The organism is Kitasatospora sp. NA04385 (assembly GCF_013364235.1).
Taxonomy (GTDB): domain Bacteria; phylum Actinomycetota; class Actinomycetes; order Streptomycetales; family Streptomycetaceae; genus Kitasatospora.
In genome coordinates this window covers 7555970-7575274 of record NZ_CP054919.1, presented here as the reverse complement: position 1 = coordinate 7575274, position 19305 = coordinate 7555970, and the positions used below count along the sequence as shown (strand labels likewise).

Annotated in this window: 15 protein-coding genes; 6 read left to right on the top strand and 9 right to left on the bottom strand. The window is 75.6% G+C overall.

The genetic code is table 11. From position 1 onward, the window contains the following. Positions 1–138 precede the first annotated feature (138 nt). The 3 genes from HUT16_RS39495 to HUT16_RS33475 form a co-directional block, all read right to left on the bottom strand. Positions 139–3951, bottom strand: coding sequence for a DEAD/DEAH box helicase (locus HUT16_RS39495; protein WP_176191758.1), 3813 nt, complete (start codon positions 3949–3951; stop codon positions 139–141). 450 nt (positions 3952–4401) lie between these two features. Beyond that, positions 4402–5526 carry an LLM class flavin-dependent oxidoreductase gene (locus HUT16_RS33480; RefSeq protein ID WP_176191757.1) on the bottom strand — a complete coding sequence of 375 codons (1125 nt, stop codon included), beginning with the start codon at positions 5524–5526 and terminating at the stop codon, positions 4402–4404. Further along, complete coding sequence (locus HUT16_RS33475; RefSeq protein ID WP_176191756.1) at positions 5523–6410, bottom strand: GNAT family N-acetyltransferase; 888 nt, start codon at positions 6408–6410, stop codon at positions 5523–5525. Before HUT16_RS33475 ends, HUT16_RS33480 begins: the two co-directional genes overlap by 4 nt. Before the next feature lie 323 nt (positions 6411–6733). On the opposite strand from HUT16_RS33475, the gene HUT16_RS33470 reads away from it, so the two are divergent. From HUT16_RS33470 to HUT16_RS33455, 4 genes are all read left to right on the top strand, one after another. Continuing rightward, positions 6734–6916 carry a hypothetical protein gene (locus HUT16_RS33470; protein ID WP_176191755.1) on the top strand — a complete coding sequence of 61 codons (183 nt, stop codon included), beginning with the start codon at positions 6734–6736 and terminating at the stop codon, positions 6914–6916. Between the two features lie 138 nt (positions 6917–7054). Next, complete coding sequence (locus HUT16_RS33465; RefSeq protein ID WP_176191754.1) at positions 7055–8347, top strand: LLM class flavin-dependent oxidoreductase; 1293 nt, start codon at positions 7055–7057, stop codon at positions 8345–8347. Positions 8348–8439: 92 nt separating this feature from the next. Then, positions 8440–9858, top strand: coding sequence for an NtaA/DmoA family FMN-dependent monooxygenase (locus tag HUT16_RS33460; RefSeq protein WP_176191753.1), 1419 nt, complete (start codon positions 8440–8442; stop codon positions 9856–9858). Continuing rightward, positions 9855–10688, top strand: a complete 834-nt coding sequence (locus HUT16_RS33455) for a DUF1684 domain-containing protein (protein ID WP_176191752.1) — start codon at positions 9855–9857, stop codon at positions 10686–10688. Before HUT16_RS33460 ends, HUT16_RS33455 begins: the two co-directional genes overlap by 4 nt. Positions 10689–10859: 171 nt before the next feature. On the opposite strand, the gene HUT16_RS33450 is transcribed toward HUT16_RS33455, so the two are convergent. From HUT16_RS33450 to HUT16_RS33430, 5 genes are all read right to left on the bottom strand, one after another. Further along, a complete protein-coding gene (locus HUT16_RS33450; RefSeq protein ID WP_176191751.1) occupies positions 10860–11255 on the bottom strand; it encodes a nuclear transport factor 2 family protein in 396 nt (131 codons plus the stop codon). Beyond that, complete coding sequence (locus HUT16_RS33445; RefSeq protein WP_176191750.1) at positions 11252–12724, bottom strand: MFS transporter; 1473 nt, start codon at positions 12722–12724, stop codon at positions 11252–11254. Before HUT16_RS33445 ends, HUT16_RS33450 begins: the two co-directional genes overlap by 4 nt. Positions 12725–12852: 128 nt before the next feature. Next, on the bottom strand, positions 12853–13704 hold the full coding sequence (locus HUT16_RS33440) for a helix-turn-helix domain-containing protein (protein WP_176191749.1): 852 nt from the start codon (positions 13702–13704) through the stop codon (positions 12853–12855). A 173-nt stretch (positions 13705–13877) separates the two neighbouring features. Continuing rightward, on the bottom strand, positions 13878–15407 hold the full coding sequence (locus HUT16_RS33435) for a UDP-N-acetylglucosamine 1-carboxyvinyltransferase (RefSeq protein ID WP_176191748.1): 1530 nt from the start codon (positions 15405–15407) through the stop codon (positions 13878–13880). Positions 15408–15521: 114 nt separating this feature from the next. Next, entirely contained in the window at positions 15522–16121 is a 600-nt protein-coding gene (locus tag HUT16_RS33430; protein ID WP_176191747.1) for an NADPH-dependent FMN reductase, read from the bottom strand. Between the two features lie 147 nt (positions 16122–16268). Here HUT16_RS33430 and HUT16_RS33425 point away from each other — a divergent pair, with 147 nt between their 5' ends. Together HUT16_RS33425 and HUT16_RS33420 are read left to right on the top strand one after the other, a co-directional pair. Continuing rightward, a complete protein-coding gene (locus HUT16_RS33425) occupies positions 16269–17123 on the top strand; it encodes a helix-turn-helix transcriptional regulator (protein WP_176191746.1) in 855 nt (284 codons plus the stop codon). 143 nt (positions 17124–17266) lie between these two features. Further along, positions 17267–17641 (top strand): hypothetical protein, encoded by a 375-nt coding sequence (locus HUT16_RS33420; protein WP_176191745.1) that lies wholly within the window; start codon positions 17267–17269, stop codon positions 17639–17641. Positions 17642–17930: 289 nt separating this feature from the next. Here the strand turns inward: HUT16_RS33420 and HUT16_RS33415 are convergent, their stop codons facing one another. Beyond that, on the bottom strand, positions 17931–19097 hold the full coding sequence (locus tag HUT16_RS33415; protein WP_217712130.1) for a C40 family peptidase: 1167 nt from the start codon (positions 19095–19097) through the stop codon (positions 17931–17933). Positions 19098–19305 lie beyond the last annotated feature (208 nt).

The following is a 19305-nucleotide window of genomic DNA, read 5'->3' as shown; positions in this document are numbered from 1 at the left end:
GTTGACCGGTGAGAGGTAACCGGCCCGGATACCGGCAGGTCAAACAATCGACCTACCGGTGCGCCACAACCACTGGTTGTCCGTCGAGGCCGGTCGGGGTTGTCGAGCAGCAGGAGGAACCGTCGCGGACGGCGGGCTTCACGCCACGGAACCGCCGGGCGGACCACCGGGCGGATCGACGGGCGGACCACCGGGCGGATCGGCGGACGGACCACCGGACGGATCGGCGGACGGATCGGCGGGGCGGCCGGTGCCGCCCCAGGTGTCGCGGTCGCGGTGGTGGTCGAAGACCGGCAGCAGGGCGCCGAGGACGTCGAAGTGCGGCAGCGGGGACCACAGGCCGCGTTCGCCGATGACGTACAGGCGGCGTTTGGCGCGGCTCGCGGCGACGTTGAGCAGGTGCGGGGTGCGGGCGGCCCAGGCGCGGGCTCCGGGCAGGCCGGTGCCGAGGACGAGGATCACCACGTCGGCCTCCTTGCCCTGGGCGCGGTGGACGGTGGCGCAGCGTTCGTCGAGCTGTTCGGGCGTCCAGCCGCGGGTGCGGCAGACCCGGCGGCAGGCGTTGACGACCGCCCGGAACGGGGTGATGACGCGCAGGCGGTCGACGCCGACGCCGTGCTCCGCCAGCCGGTCGAGGACGAACTCGAAGGCGCGCTCGTCCCGTTCGCCCCAGGGGACGCCGGGCGGCCGGTCCGGGTCGGGGGTGTCGAGCCAGCGGCTGGGCAGCCGCCCGTCGTGCTGCCGGTCGGGGAAGGCGCCGGGGGCCGTGCCGTGGACCATCAGGCCGTCGTAGGCGACCGCGTTGCTGACACCGAACATCGGTTCCTCACAACGGCGGTGGACCCGCAGCGGGGAGCCCACCCAGACCGGGTCACCGCCGGGTTCGGGCGCGGGCAGGTAGGTGCCGTGGCGGTTGGTGCGGTCGGCGACGACCTGGGCGGAGGTGGTGGAGGGCAGCCAGCGCTCGTCCACGCCGTAGGCGCGCAGCAGTCGGCGTTGCAGGGCGAGCGGCATGGTGACGACCGGTTCGAGCTGGAGCGGGTCGCCGACCAGGACGGCGCGGCGGGCCCGCCACAGGGCGCCGACGGCGGCCTGCGGGGTGGCCTGGCCGGCCTCGTCGACCAGGACCCAGCCGAGGCTGCCCGCGCCGAGCCGGGCGAACATGCTGCCCACCGAGGAGAAGGTAGTGGAGACCACCGGGACGAGGAGGAAGAGCGTCTGCCAGGCCTGTTCGACCTGCTCGTCGGGGACGGGGCCGCTGGTGCCGGCCATCAGCTCCATCAGCACCTGCAGGTTGCCGAGGACGCGTTGGGCGGCTCCGGCGACGAACGCGCGGTGCAGGTCCAGGGCGCGCAGGAAGAGTTCGCTGCGGGCGGCCGACCAGTCGGGCCCGGACCAGGGGGCGCCGAGTTCCTGGGCGGCCTCGTCGAGCGCGGCCCAGCCCAGCGGCAGGGTGGGCAGCCCCTCGTCCGCGAGGGCGCGCAGCCGGGCGCGGCGGGTCTCCGCCGCGGCGGCGGCCTCGGCGTGCGCCCGGCGGGCGGAGGAGACGGCGGCGCTCGCGCGGTCCAGGGCGGCCGCGGCGTCGGCCGCGCGGGCCTCGGCCTGCTCCTGCCGGTGCCGGGCGGCGGCCAGTTCGGCGGCGACGGTCCGGGTGGCGTCGGCGGTGGCGTCGGCGGCGGCCAGTTCGTCGCGGGCCCGCCGGTCGTGGACCTCCACGGTGCGCAGCAGTTCGGCGGCGGCGGTGGTGACGGCCCGGGCGCCGGCGGCGTCCCGGTGGGCCCGTTCGACCTGCTCGGTGTGCCGGTGCGCCTCGGCCTCGGCCCGGTGGGCGGCTCCGGCGAGGACGGCCAGGCCGTGCAGGGCCTGCGGGGAGTCGGTGGCCGCGAGTTCGGCGGCCGTCGCGGCCCGTTCGCGGCGTAGCCGTTCGACCTCGGCGCGGGCGGTGCGGAACGCGGCGACGGCGTCCGGCCAGGACGGTACGGGTTGCGCCGGTTCGGCCGAACGCCTGCCCTGGACAGTGGACTTGGGCGGGATCCAGTCCCGCAGGACCGCCTGCATGCCGCGCAGCGGCGGCTGTCCGGCGCGGTCGCGGGCGGCGGTCTCGTCCTCGGGGAGCCGGCCCCACCAGAAGCGTTCGCCGAACTCCCGGCGGTTCTTCCGGTTGCCGAGCACCGCGGCGACCAGGCCCCAGGCGGGGGCGCCGCGGAGCAGTGCGGAGGCGAGGTCGGAGAAGTGGTCGGGGCCGTCGCGCCAGGTCTCGTCCAGGGCTTCCAGGGCCGGGAGTTCGGCGGTGACGTTCTCCACCGCGCCGTTGTTGGAGGAGGTCACCACGATCTCGAACCCGGTCAGCCGGGGGTCGAGCCTGGCGACGTAGCGGCGGTTGCGGCCCTCCCGGTCCAGGCCCTGCCAGGCGCGGCCGGTGAACGCCCGCCACGGCTGGTCGAACTCGGCCAGCACGGCGGCCCGTTCGACCACCAGCGCGGCGACCAGGTCGCGCAGCATGGTGGTCTTCCCGGTGCCGGGCGGGCCGTTGACGGAGAACATCCCGCCGTCGGTGCCCGCCCGGTCGGCCAGCATCCGGTTCACCGCGTACTGCTGGCTCAGCGCCAGCGGGTGGCGCGGGGTGGTCGGCCACCTGCCGTCCGGGACGAGTTCCGGGGCGACGCCGTCCAGGACGGCGGTGCGGTCCGCCCGCAGGTCGGTCCGGGCGGCCGGGTCGACCGCGTCCCACTCCGTCAGGTACGCCGTCAGGGCCGGGCCGCTCCCCTTGCCGTCGGCGGCGGCTAGAGCTGCGCGGACGCGTTCCAGGTCGGGCGGCAGCAGGCTGTTCAGGAACGGCGCGGGGACGGCGTTCCTGGTCCGGCCGGTCGGCCGGGGCACCAGCCTGCTGTACACCCGGATCGAGTCGGGACGCAGCAGCTCCCGCACCCCGCACAGGTGGGCGATCTGCGCGGTCAGCGCGACCAGGTCGGCGAGGCAGACCGGGCGGGCGGCGGCGCCTTCGGGCTCGTCCCCCGCCTCGGCCTCGGCCTCGGTAGCGGTTTCGGGTCCGGTCCCGGTCTCGGTTTCGGACCCGGTTCCGGGCCTGGTCCCGGGTCCGGTTTCGGGCCCGGGCCCGGGCCCGGGCCCGGGTCGGTCCGGTGCGGGGGCTGCACCGGCGGGGGCCCGTTCGGCGGCCCAGTCGGCGGCGCGGCGCAGCAGGGGTTCGGTCGCGCCCTGGACGGCGGCTCCGGCGACCTCGCCGAACAGCGCGCCGACGGCGCCGACCGCCGCGCCGCCGAGGATCTCGGCCAGCAACTGTCGCCAGCCGCCGCCCCCGGCCGCCGCAGTGGCGGCGGAAGCAGCGGCAGTGGTAGCGGCAGCGGCAGTGGCAGCGGCCGGGGCGTAGGGCACGGCGGTGGTGGTGAGGTCCGCGACCGCCGTGCCGAACGCGACGTCCAGGTCGGTGAAGCCGGTCAGCCAGTCCCGGGCGCCCGGGCCGGGGTCGAACAGTCGGCCGGTCGCCCAGGCGCAGGCGGAGACCACCGAGGTGTCCTCGACCGGTCGGCCGTCCTCGTCGAGGATCAGGGCGAACACGGCGCTCTCCCCCGGCAGCCGCAGTTCCTCCTCCGGTACGCCCGGGTCCGGGTCGGTGCCGGCGGGCAGGGCGGCCGCCATCGTCCGGCGCAGCAGGTCGAGCGCGAACACCCCGCCGTAGACCTCGTGGCGCCACATCCGGCCGCGCGGGGCCCGGGCGGCGCCGGTGTCGGGGTGGTCGGCGTCCCAGGGCAGGCGCGGGGCGGGCCGTCCGGCCGCCGGTGCGAGGTCGACCAGGTACTCCTCGGAGCGGCCGCTCCGGGCGGCGCGGCGGCGCGGTTTCTGCGGGATGCTCGGCGGGCTGAACAGTTCGATCGCCCGCCAGCACTCCAACAGCGCCTGCTGCCGGGCCCGTTGCGCGTGTCCGCTGCCCATCGACCGCCCCTCACCGGGCCTCGCCCCGAAACTTCGCACACCGATGGGTGCCCTCGGAATCTACCCGACCGCCGGTGCGGGGAACCGGCCCTCCGGCCGTTCCGGAGACCTCCCGGGAGAGCCTGCGGGGCCGTGCGGGAAGCGGCCGGGGGGCACCGGAGCAACGGGCGACGGGCGACGGGCGACGGATGGTGAACGGCGGGAGGCGGTGGACCAGCTGGTGGACCGGAAGGGCGCGGCCACCCGGTGGGTCGGCAGGGTGTCACGGCCCCGCCGACCCGTCCTACGGGTGAGGCTCCACGGTACGACGGCGCGGGGCGGCAGCAGCAGGGGCCGAACGTCCCTGGTCCGGGGAAGTCCGGCCGCACGGGAAGCGGCGCACCGACGGGGCCCGGAGCAGAAGCCGGAGCAGGGCCCGGGACAGGGTCGGAGCAGAGGCCGGAACAGAGGTCAGAGCAGGGGGCGGACGTGTTCGGCGAAGGTGTAGGCCTCCTCCAGGTGGGGGTAGCCGGAGAGGACGAACTCGTCGATGCCCGCGTCGCGGTACTCGGCGAGGCGGTCGGCGACCTCGCGGTGGCTGCCGACCAGCGCGGTGCCCGCTCCGCCACGGACCAGGCCGATGCCGGCCCACAGGTTGGGGGCGACCCAGAGGCGGTCGCGGCGGCCGCCGTGCAGGTCGAGCATCCGGCGCTGGCCGACGGATTCCAGGGTGCGCAGGCGCTGCTGGCCGGCGGTGATCGCGGCGTCGTCGAGGTGGGCGATCAACTGCTCGGCGTCCTCCCGGGCCCGGGCGGCGGTGGCCCGGCTGAGCACGTGCACGCGCAGCCCGAAGCGCGGGGAGCGGCCCCGGGCGGCGGCGAGCCGGCGGACCCGGTCGATCTTCTCGGCGACCTGCTCGACGGGTTCGCCCCAGGTCAGGTAGGTGTCGGCGTGCCGGGCGGCGACGGTGAGCGCGGGGTCGGAGGAGCCGCCGAAGTAGACCCGGGGCGCGGGCTCGGGCGGCTGCCGCAGGTGCCCGTCCTGGACCCGGTAGTACGGGCCGGCGTGGTCGTACGGGGTGCCGCGCCAGGCGGTGCGGACCACGTCGAGGAACTCGCCGGCCCGGGCGTAGCGGGCGTCGTGGCCGAGCCGGTCGCCGTAGCCGCGCTGTTCGGCGTCGCTGCCGCCGGCCACCACGTTGAGCAGCAGTCGTCCGGCGGAGAGGCGTTGGAAGGTGGCGGCGGTCTGCGCGGCGAGCGCGGGTTCGACCAGGCCGGGGCGGAAGGCGACCAGGAACTTGAGTCGGCTGGTGGCGGCGATCAGCGCGGCGGTGGTGATCCAGGCGTCCTCGCAGTGCGCGCCGGTCGGGGTGAGGACCGCCTCGTATCCCAACTGGTCTGCTGCCTGCGCGAGTTGGGTGAGGTAGCCGAGGGTGGCCGGACGATCGGAGCGGGCGTCGGGGCGGTCGGAGCGGGTGGCGGGGCGGTCGGAGCGGGCGGTGGCGGACGCGTTGCCGATGCCGGTGCCGTGCGCCGCGCCGCCCAGGTCGCGGGCGTCGCCGCCGGTCGGCAGGAACCAGTGGAAGGCGGTGGTCATCGCGCTGTCCCTCCGTCCGGTACGAGCCGCGCTGCCGGTTCCGCCCCGGGCTCCGCTGCGGTCTCCGCGGCGATCTCCGCTGCGGTCTTCGCCGACGGCCCGGGCGCGGGCTCCGCCGGGGTGCGGACCAGCAGGAACGCGGTGTGGCGGCGCAGCGTGAAGCCGAGCGACTCGTACAGGCCGATCGCCCGGGTGTTGTCGGCGGCGGTGTGCAGGAACGGGGTGTCGCCGCGCTGTTCGATGCCGTGCGCGACGGCGCGCACCAGGCGGGTGGCGTGGCCCCGGCCGCGGTGGTCGGGGTCGGTGCAGACGGCGCTGATCTCGGTCCAGCCGGGCAGGCGCAGGCGTTCACCGGCCATCGCGACCAGGCGGCCGCCCCGGCGCAGACCGAGGTAGCGGCCCAGCAGGACGGTCCGGGGCAGGAACGGGCCCGGGCGGGTGCGGGCGACCAGGTCGAGGATCTCGGGGACGTCGTCGGGGCCCAACTCGACGGCCTCGGGGTCGGGTTCGGTCTGCAGCCCGGTGGCGACCAGCTGGGTGCCGTGGCCGCGCTCCAGGACGTCCCAGCCCTCGGGGGCGGTGTCGGTGGCGGTGACGGGGGTGGTGCTGCCGGGCGGTCCGGCCAGCGCGGCGAGGTCGCGCCAGGCCTGCGGGTCGGCGGGGTCGGCGAGCGCGGTGAACGGCGAGACGTCGACGGGGTAGCGGGCGGCGCGGCCGAGGCGTTCGGCGAGGTGGGCGTGCGGGCCGGTGAGGGCGGCCCAGGCCGGGTTGTCGAGGACGTCGGCAGGAACCGCGGCGGCGGACAGGCCGGTGGCGGACAGACCGGTGAGGGGCGGAGTGGCGTCGGGCAGGGCGGTGGCGGGCAGGGCGGTGCGCTGGCTCATGGCGGTGCGGCTCCTGTGCGGGGCGGGTGAACGTCGGCGCTACGGGTTCAGCCGGCCGGACAGAGCGCGCTGCTGACGCGCTGGAGGTCGACGGGCCGATCGAGGTACACCGCGCGCTGGAGTGCCCGCACCGTCGTCCACCTCCCGGATCGTCCCGTCGCGGTCAAGTTAGGCCGCTCCCGAACGGAATGTCAACGGCCTTCCGGGGGGCCCGGATCGGCGGTTCGTTACCGCTGGATGAACAGCGTTGTGCCCGGCCCCGGAACGGGGTTACGGTGCGAGGAAGGCGGCATCCGGGCGGCACCCGGGCAGGGCCGCAGGACGTGAGCGCGAACGTGGACGCGGACGTGAACGGGGAGGTGGCGGCGGTGCGGGCACTGGAGCGCGAGGTGTACCTCGACCGGCCGGTCGACCTGCTGCGGGTGAGCACCGCACTCTGTCCGTCCTGCCCGAGCTGCCCTACCGGTCCGGCCTGCACGACCCACACGGCCCACACGGCCCACTGAACCGACCCGCAGCCGCTCTCGCCCCTCTCCCTCTTCCCGTCCTCCCGCCCTCCCCGTCGCCGCGTCCCGGCGGCCGCGCCCCGGTGCGCCCCCCGACGCGTTCGCACGCCACCTCCCGTGAACAGGAACCGGTCCGCCATGCCCGCATCCCCGGCAGCATCCCCGTCCTCCCCCGCCGCCTCCCCCCTGCACCTGGCCGTCGCGCTGGACGGCGCCGGCTGGCACCCCGCCGCGTGGCGGGAGCCGGACGCCCGGCCGAAGGAGCTGTTCACCGCCCGGTACTGGGCGGACCTGGCGGCGGAGGCCGAGCGCGGCCTGCTCGACCTGCTGACCATCGAGGACGGGCTGAGCCTGCAATCGGAGCACCCGTTCGAGCCGGACGCGCGGACCGACCGGGTCCGGGGCCGACTGGACGCGGTGCTGGTGGCGGCCCGGATCGCGCCGCTGACCACGCACATCGGGCTGGTGCCGACGGCGATAGCGACCCACACCGAGCCGTTCCACCTGTCGAAGGCGGTGGCGACCCTGGACTTCGTCAGCGAGGGCCGGGCCGGGCTGCGGGTGAAGGTGTCGGGCCGGGTCGACGAGGTCGCGCACTTCGGCCGCCGCGAGCCGCGCACGCTGCGGCTGGAGGAGCTGGACACCCCGGCCGGGCTGGCCGCGCTGGCCGAGTCGTTCGGCGAGGCCGAGGACTACGTGGAGGTGCTGCGGCGGCTGTGGGACAGCTGGGAGGACGACGCGGAGATCCGGGACGCGGCGACCGGCCGATTCATCGACCGGGAGAAGCTGCACTACATCGACTTCGAGGGGCCCCGGTTCTCGGTGCGCGGCCCGTCCATCACGCCCCGCCCGCCGCAGGGCCAGCCGCTGGTCGCGGCGCTCGCCCACCGGGGCGAGCCGTTCCGACTGGCGGGCCGGGCCGCCGACTTGGCGTTCGTGACGCCGCGGGACGCGGACGACGCCCGGACGATCCTGGCCGAGATCCGGTCCGCCCAGCGGGAGGCCGGGCGCGCGGCCGAGACGGTGCACGTCTTCGCCGACCTGGTGGTGTTCCTGGCGGAGCAACCGGGCGCGGCGGCCGAGCGCCTGGAGCGGCTGGACGCGGCAGCGGGCGCCGAATACACCAGTGACGCCCGGGTGTTCGCCGGTACACCCGCCGAACTGGCCGACCTGCTGACCGAGTTCGCGGCGGCCGGGCTGACGGGCTTCCGGCTGCGGCCGGGCGCGCTGCCGTACGACCTGGAGCAGATCACCCGCGGCCTGGTGCCGGAGTTGCAGCGCCGGGGGCTGTTCCGCACCGCCTACGAGGCGTCCACCCTGCGCGGGCTGCTCGGCCTGCCGCGCCCCGCCAACCGCTACGCCGCCGAGACCACCGCCGCCACGACCACCGCTGCCGCTGCCACCGTCGCCGTCGCCGCCGTCGGCGCCTGAATTCCGACGAACTCCGACGAACTTCGACGACCCCCGACGGCCTCCGACGGCCTCCGACGGCCTCCGACGAACTCCGAGGGAAAGCAAGCGACATGAGCAACGAGAGCAGCAGCGGCAAGCCGCTCAAGCAGATCCACCTGGCGGCGCACTTCCCGGGCGTGAACAACACCACGGTGTGGAGCGACCCGCAGGCGGGCAGCCAGATCGAGTTCAGCTCCTTCGCGCACCTGGCGCGGACCGCCGAGCGCGCCAAGTTCGATTTCCTGTTCCTGGCCGAGGGCCTGCGGCTGCGCGAGCAGAACGGCCTGATCTACGACCTGGACGTGGTGGGCCGCCCGGACACCTTCACCGTGCTGGCGGCGCTGGCGGCGGTCACCGACCGGCTCGGTCTGGCCGGCACGATCAACTCGACGTTCAACGAACCGTACGAGGTGGCACGGCAGTTCGCCTCGCTGGACCACCTCTCGGCGGGCCGCTCGGCGTGGAACGTGGTGACCTCCTGGGACGCGTTCACCGGGGAGAACTTCCGACGCGGCGGCTTCCTGCGCGAGGAGGACCGGTACGCCCGGGCCCAGCAGTTCCTGGAGGCGTCCTGGCAGCTGTTCGACTCCTGGCGCGGGGACGAGGTGCTGGCCGACCGGGTGTCCGGGGCGTTCCTGGGCGACCCGGAGGCAGGCCGGTTCGCCTACCGCAGCAGCGAGTTCGACATCTCGGGCCGGTTCGACGTGCCGCGCTCCCCGCAGGGACGTCCGGTGATCTTCCAGGCGGGCGACTCCGAGCAGGGCCGCGAGTTCGCCGCCGCCTCGGCGGACGCGATCTTCTCCCGGCACGGGACGCTGGACGCGGGCAAGGCGTTCTACGCGGACGTGAAGGGCCGGCTGGCCCGGTACGGGCGCTCGCCCGACTCCCTGAAGATCCTGCCCGCGGTGACCTTCGTGCTGGGCGACACCGATGCGGAGGCGCACGAGAAGGCCGAGCTGGTGCGCCGCCAGCAGGTCAGCGGGCAGACCGCGATCCGGCTGCTGGAGCAGCTGTGGAACCGGGACCTGTCCCACCTCGACCCGGAGGGGCCGCTGCCGGAGGCGGACCCGCTGGTCGGCGAGCACACCGTGGCACGGGGGCGGGCCTCGGTCCGGATGAACCGGGACCCGCTGGCGGTGGCCCGCGAGTGGCGGGCGCTGGCCGAGGCGAAGAACCTCTCCATCCGGGACCTGGTGATCGAGGTGACCGGCCGCCAGTCCTTCATCGGCACCCCGGCCCGGATCGCCGAGGAGCTGAACCGCTTCGTCCAGGAGGACGCGAGCGACGGCTTCATCCTGGCCCCGCACCTGACCCCGGGCGGCCTGGACGAGTTCGCCGACACCGTGGTGCCGCTGCTCCAGGAACGCGGCGTGTTCCGCACCGAGTACGAGGGCAGCACCCTGCGCGAGCACCTCGACCTGCCGCCCCTCGTCCCCACTTCCACCCCCACCCCTGCCCGCACTCGCCCCCGCACGGAGGAAGCGATATGACGACCACTCAGGAACCCATCGACACCGTCGAGTTCACCCGCGAGTGGGAGGAGTGGCACACGGCGAGCCAGCGCGCGCTGGCCGATCCGCACGGTTTCCTCGCCGTCAGCTCCCTGCACTGGCTCAGCGACAAGCCGGCCCGCTTCCCGGACGCGCCGGGCGCCTGGTGGACCGGCCCGGACGGGGTGTGGGTCGAGCTGGACGAGGGCGAGGAGCTGGCCCTGGACGGCGAACCGGTGCGCGGCCGGCACCGCTTCGGCGTGCTGCCGGAGCGGGCCAGCCTGTACGCGACGGCGGGCGGGGCGGTGATCGAGGTCGCCAAGCGCGGCGGCCACGACATCGTCCGGCCCCGGCACCCCGACAACCCGCTGCTGCGCGACTTCACCCGCACCCCCGCGTACGCGCCGGACCCGCGCTGGGCGCTGACCGGCCGCTACCTGCCGTTCGCGGAGCCGCGCCCGGTGACCGTCGGCGCGGCCGTCGAGGGGCTGCAGCACGTGTACGACTCCCCCGGGGAGATCGAGTTCACGCTGCCGGACGACGGCGGCACGCACCGGCTGACCGCGTTCAACGGCCACCTGCCGGGCAGCCTGCAGGTGCTGTTCACCGACGCCACCTCGGGCGTGACCACGTACGCGGCCAACCGGGCGCTGACCGTCCCGGCGCCGGACGAGCAGGGCCGGGTCACGGTCGACTTCAACCGGGCCACCAACCTGCCCTGCGCCTACACCGACCTGGCGACCTGCCCGCTGCCGCCCGCCGAGAACCGGCTCCCGGCGGCGGTCGAGGCCGGCGAGCGGATTCCGCTGGAGCGCGGCGGCCAGCCGTGACGCGCCACCGGCGAGGGTGACGCACCGCGGCCGGGCGCAGCGGAAGCGTCCGGCCGCGGCGGACCGCCGGCCCCGAAGGGATTCCCTTCGGGGCCGGCGGTCCGTCCGGGCCCGGGCCGCCGCCGGGCCCGGGCCGTCAGGGTCGGTCCGGGCCCGGCGGTCGGGCCGGGCTCAGCGGTCGATGAACTGGTGGTCGGTCAGGACCAGCCCGGCCGGGTCGAGCTCGAGCAGGTCGGTGCCCGCCGAGACGCACGCGCCGCTCGCCGCCCGCACCATCTCCCAGCGCAGCCGGACCACCCCGTGGTGCCCGTCCGTGCCGGGCAGCAGGCGGAACGCGTGCCCGGTGTCGCGCACCCACGCCGCGTGGGCCAGGGCGATCCGCTCGGTGAGCGCCGCCCGGCCGTCCACCGCCGTCGTCGGGGTGCGGTGCGCGACCGCGGGCGCGAACAGCTCCGCCACGGCGGCGCGCCGCCGGTCCGGGTCGGGCTCGTTCCACAGCCGCACGTAGCGGCGGGCCAGTTCCTCGGGGTCGGGCCCGGCCGCCGCCCCCTGCGCCGGGGCGGTCACCGTCCGGCCGCCTTCCGGCCGGGCAGCGCCTGGACCACCAGGGCGAGCAGCGCGGTGGCGGCCAGCACGTACAGCAGGCAGGCGCGGAACGCGGCGGGGACGGCGTCGAGGCCGGGGGTGTCGGCGAGGACGCGGTAGAAGACCAGGCCGATCAGGGCGACGCCGAGGGCGTTGCCGACCTGGAGGCCGGTGGTCAGCACGCCGCCGGCCGAGCCCGCGCTCGCGGCCGGGACGCGGGCCAGCACGGTGGCGGTCAGCGGGGCGAAGGACAGGCCCATGCCGCAGCCGTCCAGCAGCAGGCCGGGCACCAGCCACCAGAGGCTGGTCGCGGTGTCGGCGACGGCCCACAGCTCCAGCAGCAGCCCGGCGGCGCGCAGCGCGCAGCCCGCCGTGATGGCGTGCCGGCCTATCCGGGCGGCCAGGTGCCGGGCGGTGGCGGAGGCGGCCACGTAGCCGACGCCGAGCACGCTGAACACCAGGCCGGAGGAGATCGGTGCCAGGTGGCGGCCCTGCTGGAGGTAGAGCGCGAACACCAGGAAGTACGAGGCCATCGACGCCCAGAAGATCAGCTGGGCGGCCAGGCCGGCCGTGAAGGCGCGCTCCCGGAACAGGGAGAGGTCGAGCGAGGGCGAGCCGCCGGTCCGGGCCAGGCGGCGCTGCTGGACGGCGAACGCGGCGAGCAGCGGCGGTCCGGCGGCCAGCAGCAGCCAGGTCCACAGCGGCCAGCCGCGTTCCCGGCCCTCGATCAGCGGCAGGCAGACGGCGGTCAGCGCGGCGGTCGCCAGCAGCAGCCCGAGCAGGTCGGGGCGCGACCGGCCGGGGGCCTTGGACTCCGGGAGCAGCCGGGCCGCGGCGACGGCGGCGGCCAGGCCGATCGGCAGGTTGACCAGGAAGCAGGCCCGCCAGCCCAGGCCCAGCACGTCGGTGCGGATCAGCACGCCGCCGATCAACTGGCCGAACACGGCGGCGATCCCGGCCGCGGCGGCGTACCAGCTCAGCGCCCTGGTGCGGGCCTGGCCCTGGTAGGAGGTGGTGATGATGCCGATCACCTGGGGGGCCATCAGGGCGGCGGCGGCGCCCTGGAGCACCCGTCCGGCGATCAGCAGTTCGGCGGTGGGGGCGGCGCCGGCGGCGGCGGAGGCGGCGGTGAACAGGGTCATGCCCAGCGCGAGGACGCGGCGGCGCCCGTACAGGTCGCCCAGCCGGCCGCCGGTGATCAGGCCGACGCCGTAGGCCAGCGCGTAGGCGGCGACGACGAGTTGGATCTGGGCGTCGGTGGCGTGCAGGTCGAGCCGGATGGCGGGGACGGCGACGTTGACGATGAAGAAGTCGAGTCCGGAGAGGAACACGCCGACCAGGACGATCGGCAGGGTGGCGGGGTGCGGCGCGCCCGGTGGCGCGGCGGCCTGGGCGGGGACGGGGGCGGGAGCGGAGGCAGAGGCGGCGGGCACGGTGGTGCTGTCGGTCATGGGAGGGCAGGCTCCTGCGGCTTGCGGGGAAGTGGGAGGCCCGCACCCGCCGCCCCGCCGGGGCGGCGGGCGCGGTGCGCGGTGCGCGGTGCGCGATCCACTCTCCCCGGGGCCGCCGGGTGCCTCAACTACCCGCCAGGTAGGTGCGCCCCGGACGGGAGTTCAGGAGGAGGAGGAGGAGGGGGCGGGCCGGTGAGGGCGTTCAGGTGGGCGGCGGTGCGGTCGTCGGCCGGGAAGAAGCTCTCGATGAGCAGTTCGGAGATGGTCACGTCCCGGGCGGTGCCGAAGGTGGCGAGGGTGGCGATGAAGGTCAGCACCTGGTCGCCGCAGCGCAGTTCGAGCGGGACCATGATGTCGTCCGGGCCGGGGACGTCGACCTCGGGCACCGGCTGGTCGCACGGGTAGCCCTGGAGTTCCTCGTAGAGCGGGCGGAGCCGTTCGTCGAGCGCCGCGCAGCGGGCGAGCCGGGTGAGCAGTTTGCCCCGCCACTGGCCGAGGTTGACCATCCGGGGGGCCATCCCGTCGGGGTGCAGGACCAGCCGCAGGGCGTTCACCGGCGGTTCCAGCAGGTGGGCGGCGACGCCCTCGGTGAACAGGTCGAACGCGGCGTTGGAGGCGACGATGTCCCACCGGCCGTCCACCGCCAGGGCCGGGTAGGGGTGGTGGCCGCGCAGCACCCGCCGCACCGCCTCCAGGACCGGCCGCATCGCCGGGTCGTCGAGCGGCTTCTCCCGGAACACGGGCGCGTACCCGGCCGCCATCAGCAGCGCGTTGCGCTCCCGCAGTGGCACCTCCAGGTGCTCGGCCAGCCGCAGCACCATCTCGCGGCTGGGCTGCGCGCGCCCGGTCTCCACGAAGCCGACGTGCCGCGCCGAGACGCCCGCCAGGTTGGCCAGCTCCAACTGGCTGACCCGCCTGCGCCGCCGCCACTGCGCCAACAGCGGCCCCACCCGGGCCGGTTCCTCCGTGCGCACCGCCATCGGAGCTCCCCCTTCGTCCGCCCCCAATCTACGGCACGGCACCGGCTCCGCTGCGGGGAAGCCGCTACAGCACCGGTGCGATATCCCGCCGGACGCGGCGCCCGGGGGCGTCCCCGGGCGCGGCGTCGGACGTGCGGCCGGACGTGCGGCCGGACGCGGGGCCGACCGCGGCGTCAGATGTCGCGGAAGACCTCGATCTGCGCGCCGACCGAGTTGAGGCGGGCGGCCAGGTCCTCGTAGCCGCGGTTGATCACGTAGACGTTGCGCAGGACGGAGGTGCCCTCGGCGGCCAGCATCGCCAGCAGCAGCACCATCGCAGGGCGCAGCGCGGGCGGGCACATCATCTCGGCGGCGCGCCAGCGGGTCGGGCCCTCGACCAGGACGCGGTGCGGGTCCATGAGTTGGACGTTGGCGCCGACCCGGCCGAGTTCGGTGAGGTAGACCGAGCGGTTCTCGTACACCCAGTCGTGGACCAGGGTGGTGCCGTGCGCGCAGGCGGCGATGGCGGCGAAGAACGGCAGGTTGTCGATGTTGATGCCGGGGAACGGCATCGGGTGGATCTTGTCGATCGGCGCGACCAGCTTGGAGGGCCGGACGGTCAGGTCGGTCAGCCGGGTGCGGCCGTTGGCGGCCGGGTACTCGGGGCCGCGCTCGCAGTCGAGGCCCATCTCGTCCAGGACGGCGAGCTCGATCTCGATGAACTCGATCGGCACCCGGCGGATGGTCAGTTCGGAGTCGGTGACGACGGCGGCGGTGAGCAGGCTCATCGCCTCGACCGGGTCCTCGGAGGGCGCGTAGTCGACGTCGGCGTCGATGACGGCCTTGCCGTGCACGGTGAGCGTGGTGGTGCCGATGCCCTCGACCCGGACGCCGAGCAGTTCCAGGAAGAAGCACAGGTCCTGGACCATGTAGTTGGCGCTGGCGTTGCGGATGACGGTGGTGCCGGGGTGGCGGGCGGCGGCCAGCAGCACGTTCTCGGTGACGGTGTCGCCGCGCTCGGTCAGCACGATGGGGCGCTGCGGGGAGACCTCGCGGTCGACGGTGGCCCGGTAGGTGCCGGTGGTGGCGCTGACGTGCAGTCCGAACTGGCGCAGCGCCGACAGGTGCGGCTGGACGGTGCGGGTGCCGAGGTCGCAGCCGCCCGCGTAGGGGATCTCGAAGTGGTCGGCGCGGTGCAGCAGCGGGCCGAGGAACATCAGGATGCTGCGGGTGCGCCGGGCGGCGTCCTCGTCCATGCCGGAGAGGTCGAGTTCGGCGGGCGGGGTGATCTCCAGGTCGGTGCCGCCGTTGGTCCAGCGGTGGCGCACGCCGATGCTGGCGAGGACCTCCAGCAGGCGGTAGACCTCCTCGATCCGGGCGGCCCGCCGCAGGGTGGTGCGGCCGGTGGTGAGCAGGGAGGCGGCGAGCAGCGCGACGCAGGCGTTCTTGCTGGTGCGGACCTCGATGCTGCCGGACAGCGGCCGGCCGCCGACCACCCGCAGGTTCATCGGGCCGGCCACGCCGAGCGAGACGATCTCGCTGTCGAGCGCCTCGCCGATCCGGGCGACCAGGTCCAGGCCGATGTTCTGGCCGCCGGACTCGATCCGGGCCACGGCGCTCTGGGTGGTGCCGAGGGCCGCGGCGAGCTGGCTCTGCGTCCAGCCCTTGTGGGTGCGGGCGGCGCGGACGAGCTTGCCGATGCGGGAGAGGTAGTCTTCGCTCACTGCGCGAACATATCTCACCTGTGCGATACGGCGCACCTTTGCCGCTCGACGGCGTGTCGCCCGGGCAAGAGTCCTCGCCGGACCGGGAGTCCTCGCCCGGGCCCGGGCCCCCCGTCAGGCGGTCAGCGGCCGCTCCCGCCGCGCGTCCCGCAGCACCGAACCCCACCAGTCCAGCTGGTCCAGCATCGACTTCGCCGCGGCCTCCGGCCCGGTGGGGTCGAGCAGGGTGCCGTCCGGGCCGAAGAGCAGGTAGTAGCGCGGGAAGGAGACGTAGTCGCGCACCGTGTGGGCCCGCAGCTCGTTGAAGACCTGGCGGAGTTGCTCGATGGCGAGCAGGCCGCCGCTGGCGCCGCTGTAGCCGACGAAGCCGATCGGCTTGGCCTGCCACTGGGTGTAGTGCCAGTCGATGGCGGCCTTCAGGGAGGCCGGGAAGCTGCGGTTGTAGTCGGGGGTGACGACCACCACCGCGTCGGCGGCGGCGAGGCGCCGGGCGAGGTGTTCCATCGCCTCGGAGCGGGTCGGGTCGGGGTTCAGGGCCGGTGGGACGGCGGGGAGTTCGAGCGGGATCGGGGTGTCGGCCAGGTCGATCAGGTCGACCGTGAAGCGGCCGTGCAGTTCGGCCTGCTCGGAGATCCAGCGGGCGACCACGGGGCCGAAGCGGCCCTCCCGGACGCTGCCGACGATCACGGCGAGGTTGAGCGGCTGACTGGTCATCAGGGGACTCCCGTCCTGGTGGCGGCGCCCCCGGTCGGGGCGGCACTCCTCCAGGTTGGCGGGCCGCGGCGGGGCGGGGGAGGCCGCACCGAGACTGGTAGTGCGGGGGCCACCCTCCGTACGGGGTCCGGCTGTTAGGTTCGGCGGGTGAGCGACAACGAGTTGGGACTGTTCCTGCGCACCCGCCGGGAGGCCGTCACCCCGGCCGAGGTGGGCCTGCCGGCCGGGCCGCGCCGCCGGACGCCCGGTCTGCGGCGGGCGGAGCTGGCGACGCTGGCGGGGGTGAGCGTCGAGTACGTGACCCGGCTGGAGCAGGGGCGCGACCGCCACCCGTCCGCGCCGGTGCTCTCCGCGCTGGCCGACGCGCTGCGCCTGGGCACGGCGGAGCGGGTCCACCTGCACCGGCTGAGCAAGGCGCTGGACGGGAGGTTCAGCTGCACCGGCGGCGCGGCGCCGAACCGGTCCGTGCGCCCCACCGTGCGGGCGCTGCTGGAGCACCTGGAGCCCGCACCGGCGCTGGTGCTCAACCGGATCGGCGAGGTCCTCGCCTGCACCCCGGCCTACCGGCGGCTGGCCGGGCCGATCGGCCTGCTGGACGGCGAGTGGCCGAACCTGGTCCGCTACGTCTTCACCGACCCGCGGGCCCGGAACGCCTACCCGGACTGGTCGCGGACGGCCGACCAGCAGGTGGCCGCGCTCAAGCAGGGCCCGGGCCGTTCGGACGTCCAAGTGGCGGCGCTGATGGACGAGTTGGAGGTCTCGGCGGGGGCGGAGTTCACCGACCGGCTGGCGAGCCTGCCCGGCCTGCCGGACGCCACCGGCACCGAGCGGCTGCTCCACCCGGAGGCGGGCGAGCTACGGCTGTCCTACGAGACGCTCCAGCTGCCCGCCGACGACGACCAGCGCCTGCTGGTCCACCTGCCCGCCGACCCGGCGACCGCCGCCGCCCTCGACCGCCTGGCCGGCCGCCGACCGGGCGCCCTGCGGGTGGTCTCCGCCTAGGGACCTGTCCGGCCGGTCACGAGGCGCGTACTCATGGCGCGTACTCATGGCGCGTGATCGATCACGGCATTGCGCTGCCTCACCACCGTCTCCATGTCGTGCCCGCGGTCGTGGCGCCGGCCAGCCCGACGTGGTAGCGAGAGGTGTGGCTCGATCCGGACCGGTTCGAGAACCTCGACTACATCGTGCACGTGCTCTTCGACGACTTCTGCGATGCGAACGACCCTCGGTCCTGGCTGGGGCAGTCCCTTCGCAGCGAGGAGGAGGTCGAGCTGATGGCACGTCTCGGTACTGCCTGCAACGCGGTGCAGGACGCGGTCGGCGCCGCCGCCCGTGACGAGGTCCATCTGGACGCACCGGCCTGGTCGGCCGTAGTCGCCGCGGCAGCCCGGCTGGCCCAGGTGCTGGTGTCCAACGACCACGCCGCGTTGAGCGAGCTGCACGACGTCGGCCATCGTCGGCCGCTCGACGCCGGGCCGGTCACGTCCGTGACGGAAGGCCGGCGCGTCGGTTCATGACCGCAGCCGGACGGCCAGCGCCCCGGCGGTGACGGTGCCGAGGGGGGGCGTAGCCGCGCTTGTCGTGACGGATCGCCACGGCCCGGGCGTCCTTCAGCTTGTCGACGGCCCGTTCGACGGTGTTGCGTCTACCTCCCCCACGAAGGCCGGGACGAGCACGAGTTCAAGGCCACCGGCATCGCCCTGACCCCGCCCGGCGGCACCGCCCGCCCCGCCTTCCGCCGGGAGGGCGCCGGCCCCCGCACCGGCGAGGGCGTCTGCCTCCGCCCCGTGGCCGCCTGGCGGGGGGTCAGGACGGCGGGGCGCTCGGGGGCGGGGAGGCGGCCGGGGCGGTCGGGGCCGCCGGGGCGTCCGGGTCGGGGCGGACCGCGCCCAGGACGGGGAGCATGGCGACGGGGGCGAGCTTGACCACGGTGCCGGTGTGCGGGGCGTGGACGACGGTGCCGCCGCCCAGGTAGAGGGCGACGTGGCTGGCGTCGCCGTGGTAGATGACCAGGTCGCCGGGGCGCAGGTCGCGCAGGGCGACGTGGCGCAGGCCGGCCCACTGCTGCTGGCTGGTGCGCGGGATCGGGACGCCGGCCGCCTGCCAGGCCTGCGAGGTGAGGCCGGAGCAGTCGTAGGCGTCCGGGCCGGTGCCGCCCCACAGGTACGGTCTGCCGCGCTGGGCGAGCGCGAAGTCGATGGCCTTGCGCCCGGCCGCGGAGGCCCCGCCGCCGGGGCCGACGGCGAGCAGCTGCCGGGCGGCGCCGTCGGCGAGGGCGTTCTCGCGCTGCTCCAGCCGGCCGAGCTGTTCGGCGGTGGCGGCGGCGAGCAGCTGCTCGGTGCGGGCGACGCCGTCCTTGGCCCGCTCCAGGGAGCGCTGGGCCTCCTGCGCGGCGTCGGACGCCGACTGCTCGGCCTGCGCGGCCTGTTCGGCGAACAGCACCATCCGGTTGCGGGCCTCGCGCAGGTCGCGCAGCACGGTGGCGGCGCTGCGCGAGTCGGCGGTGGCGTGCTGCTGGCGGTCGAGGAAGTCCTCGGGGCCGTCGGAGAGGAACAGCCGGGCGAGCGGGCCGAGTCCGCCGCTGCGGTACTGCTCGGAGACCAGCCGGGCGGCTTCCGACTCGGCCTCGTCGAGCCGGGCGCGCTGGTCGCCGACCTGCCGGGCGGCGTCCGTCGAGAGCTGCCTGCGCCGCGCCGACTCCGCGGCCGCGGCGGTGTAGTGCTGCTCGGCGGCTTCGGCCGCGTGCCGGGCCTCGTCGACGTCCCTGGCCAGTTGGTCGAACCCCGCGTCCACCCCGGCGCCGACCCCGGCCCCGACCCCCGCGTCGGCCCCCGCACCGGCCCCGGCCCCCGCACCGACCCCGGCGGGGGGTGCCGGGGCGGGCTCGGCGGCGGCCGGAACCCCCGGTACCAGCAGGAGCGTTGCCACCAGCAGGGCCGCGGCCCGCCAGGATCGGGGTGTGCCACGGGACACCGACGTCCACCGCCCTCGGTCTGATGATCGTAAGCCACGGCCACTGTGGCACCCGGCGCCGCCCGGCCCGGGCATCCGACCCACCGGGCCCCGCGACACTCACCCGACCGGCCCAGCCCGGCGGAGGGTGCCTTGGGCCGGGCGATCCGGGTTAGACGGCGGCCGTGCTGAGATTCCTGTGGGTGGCCTGGTGGGTGTGCGGGGCGGC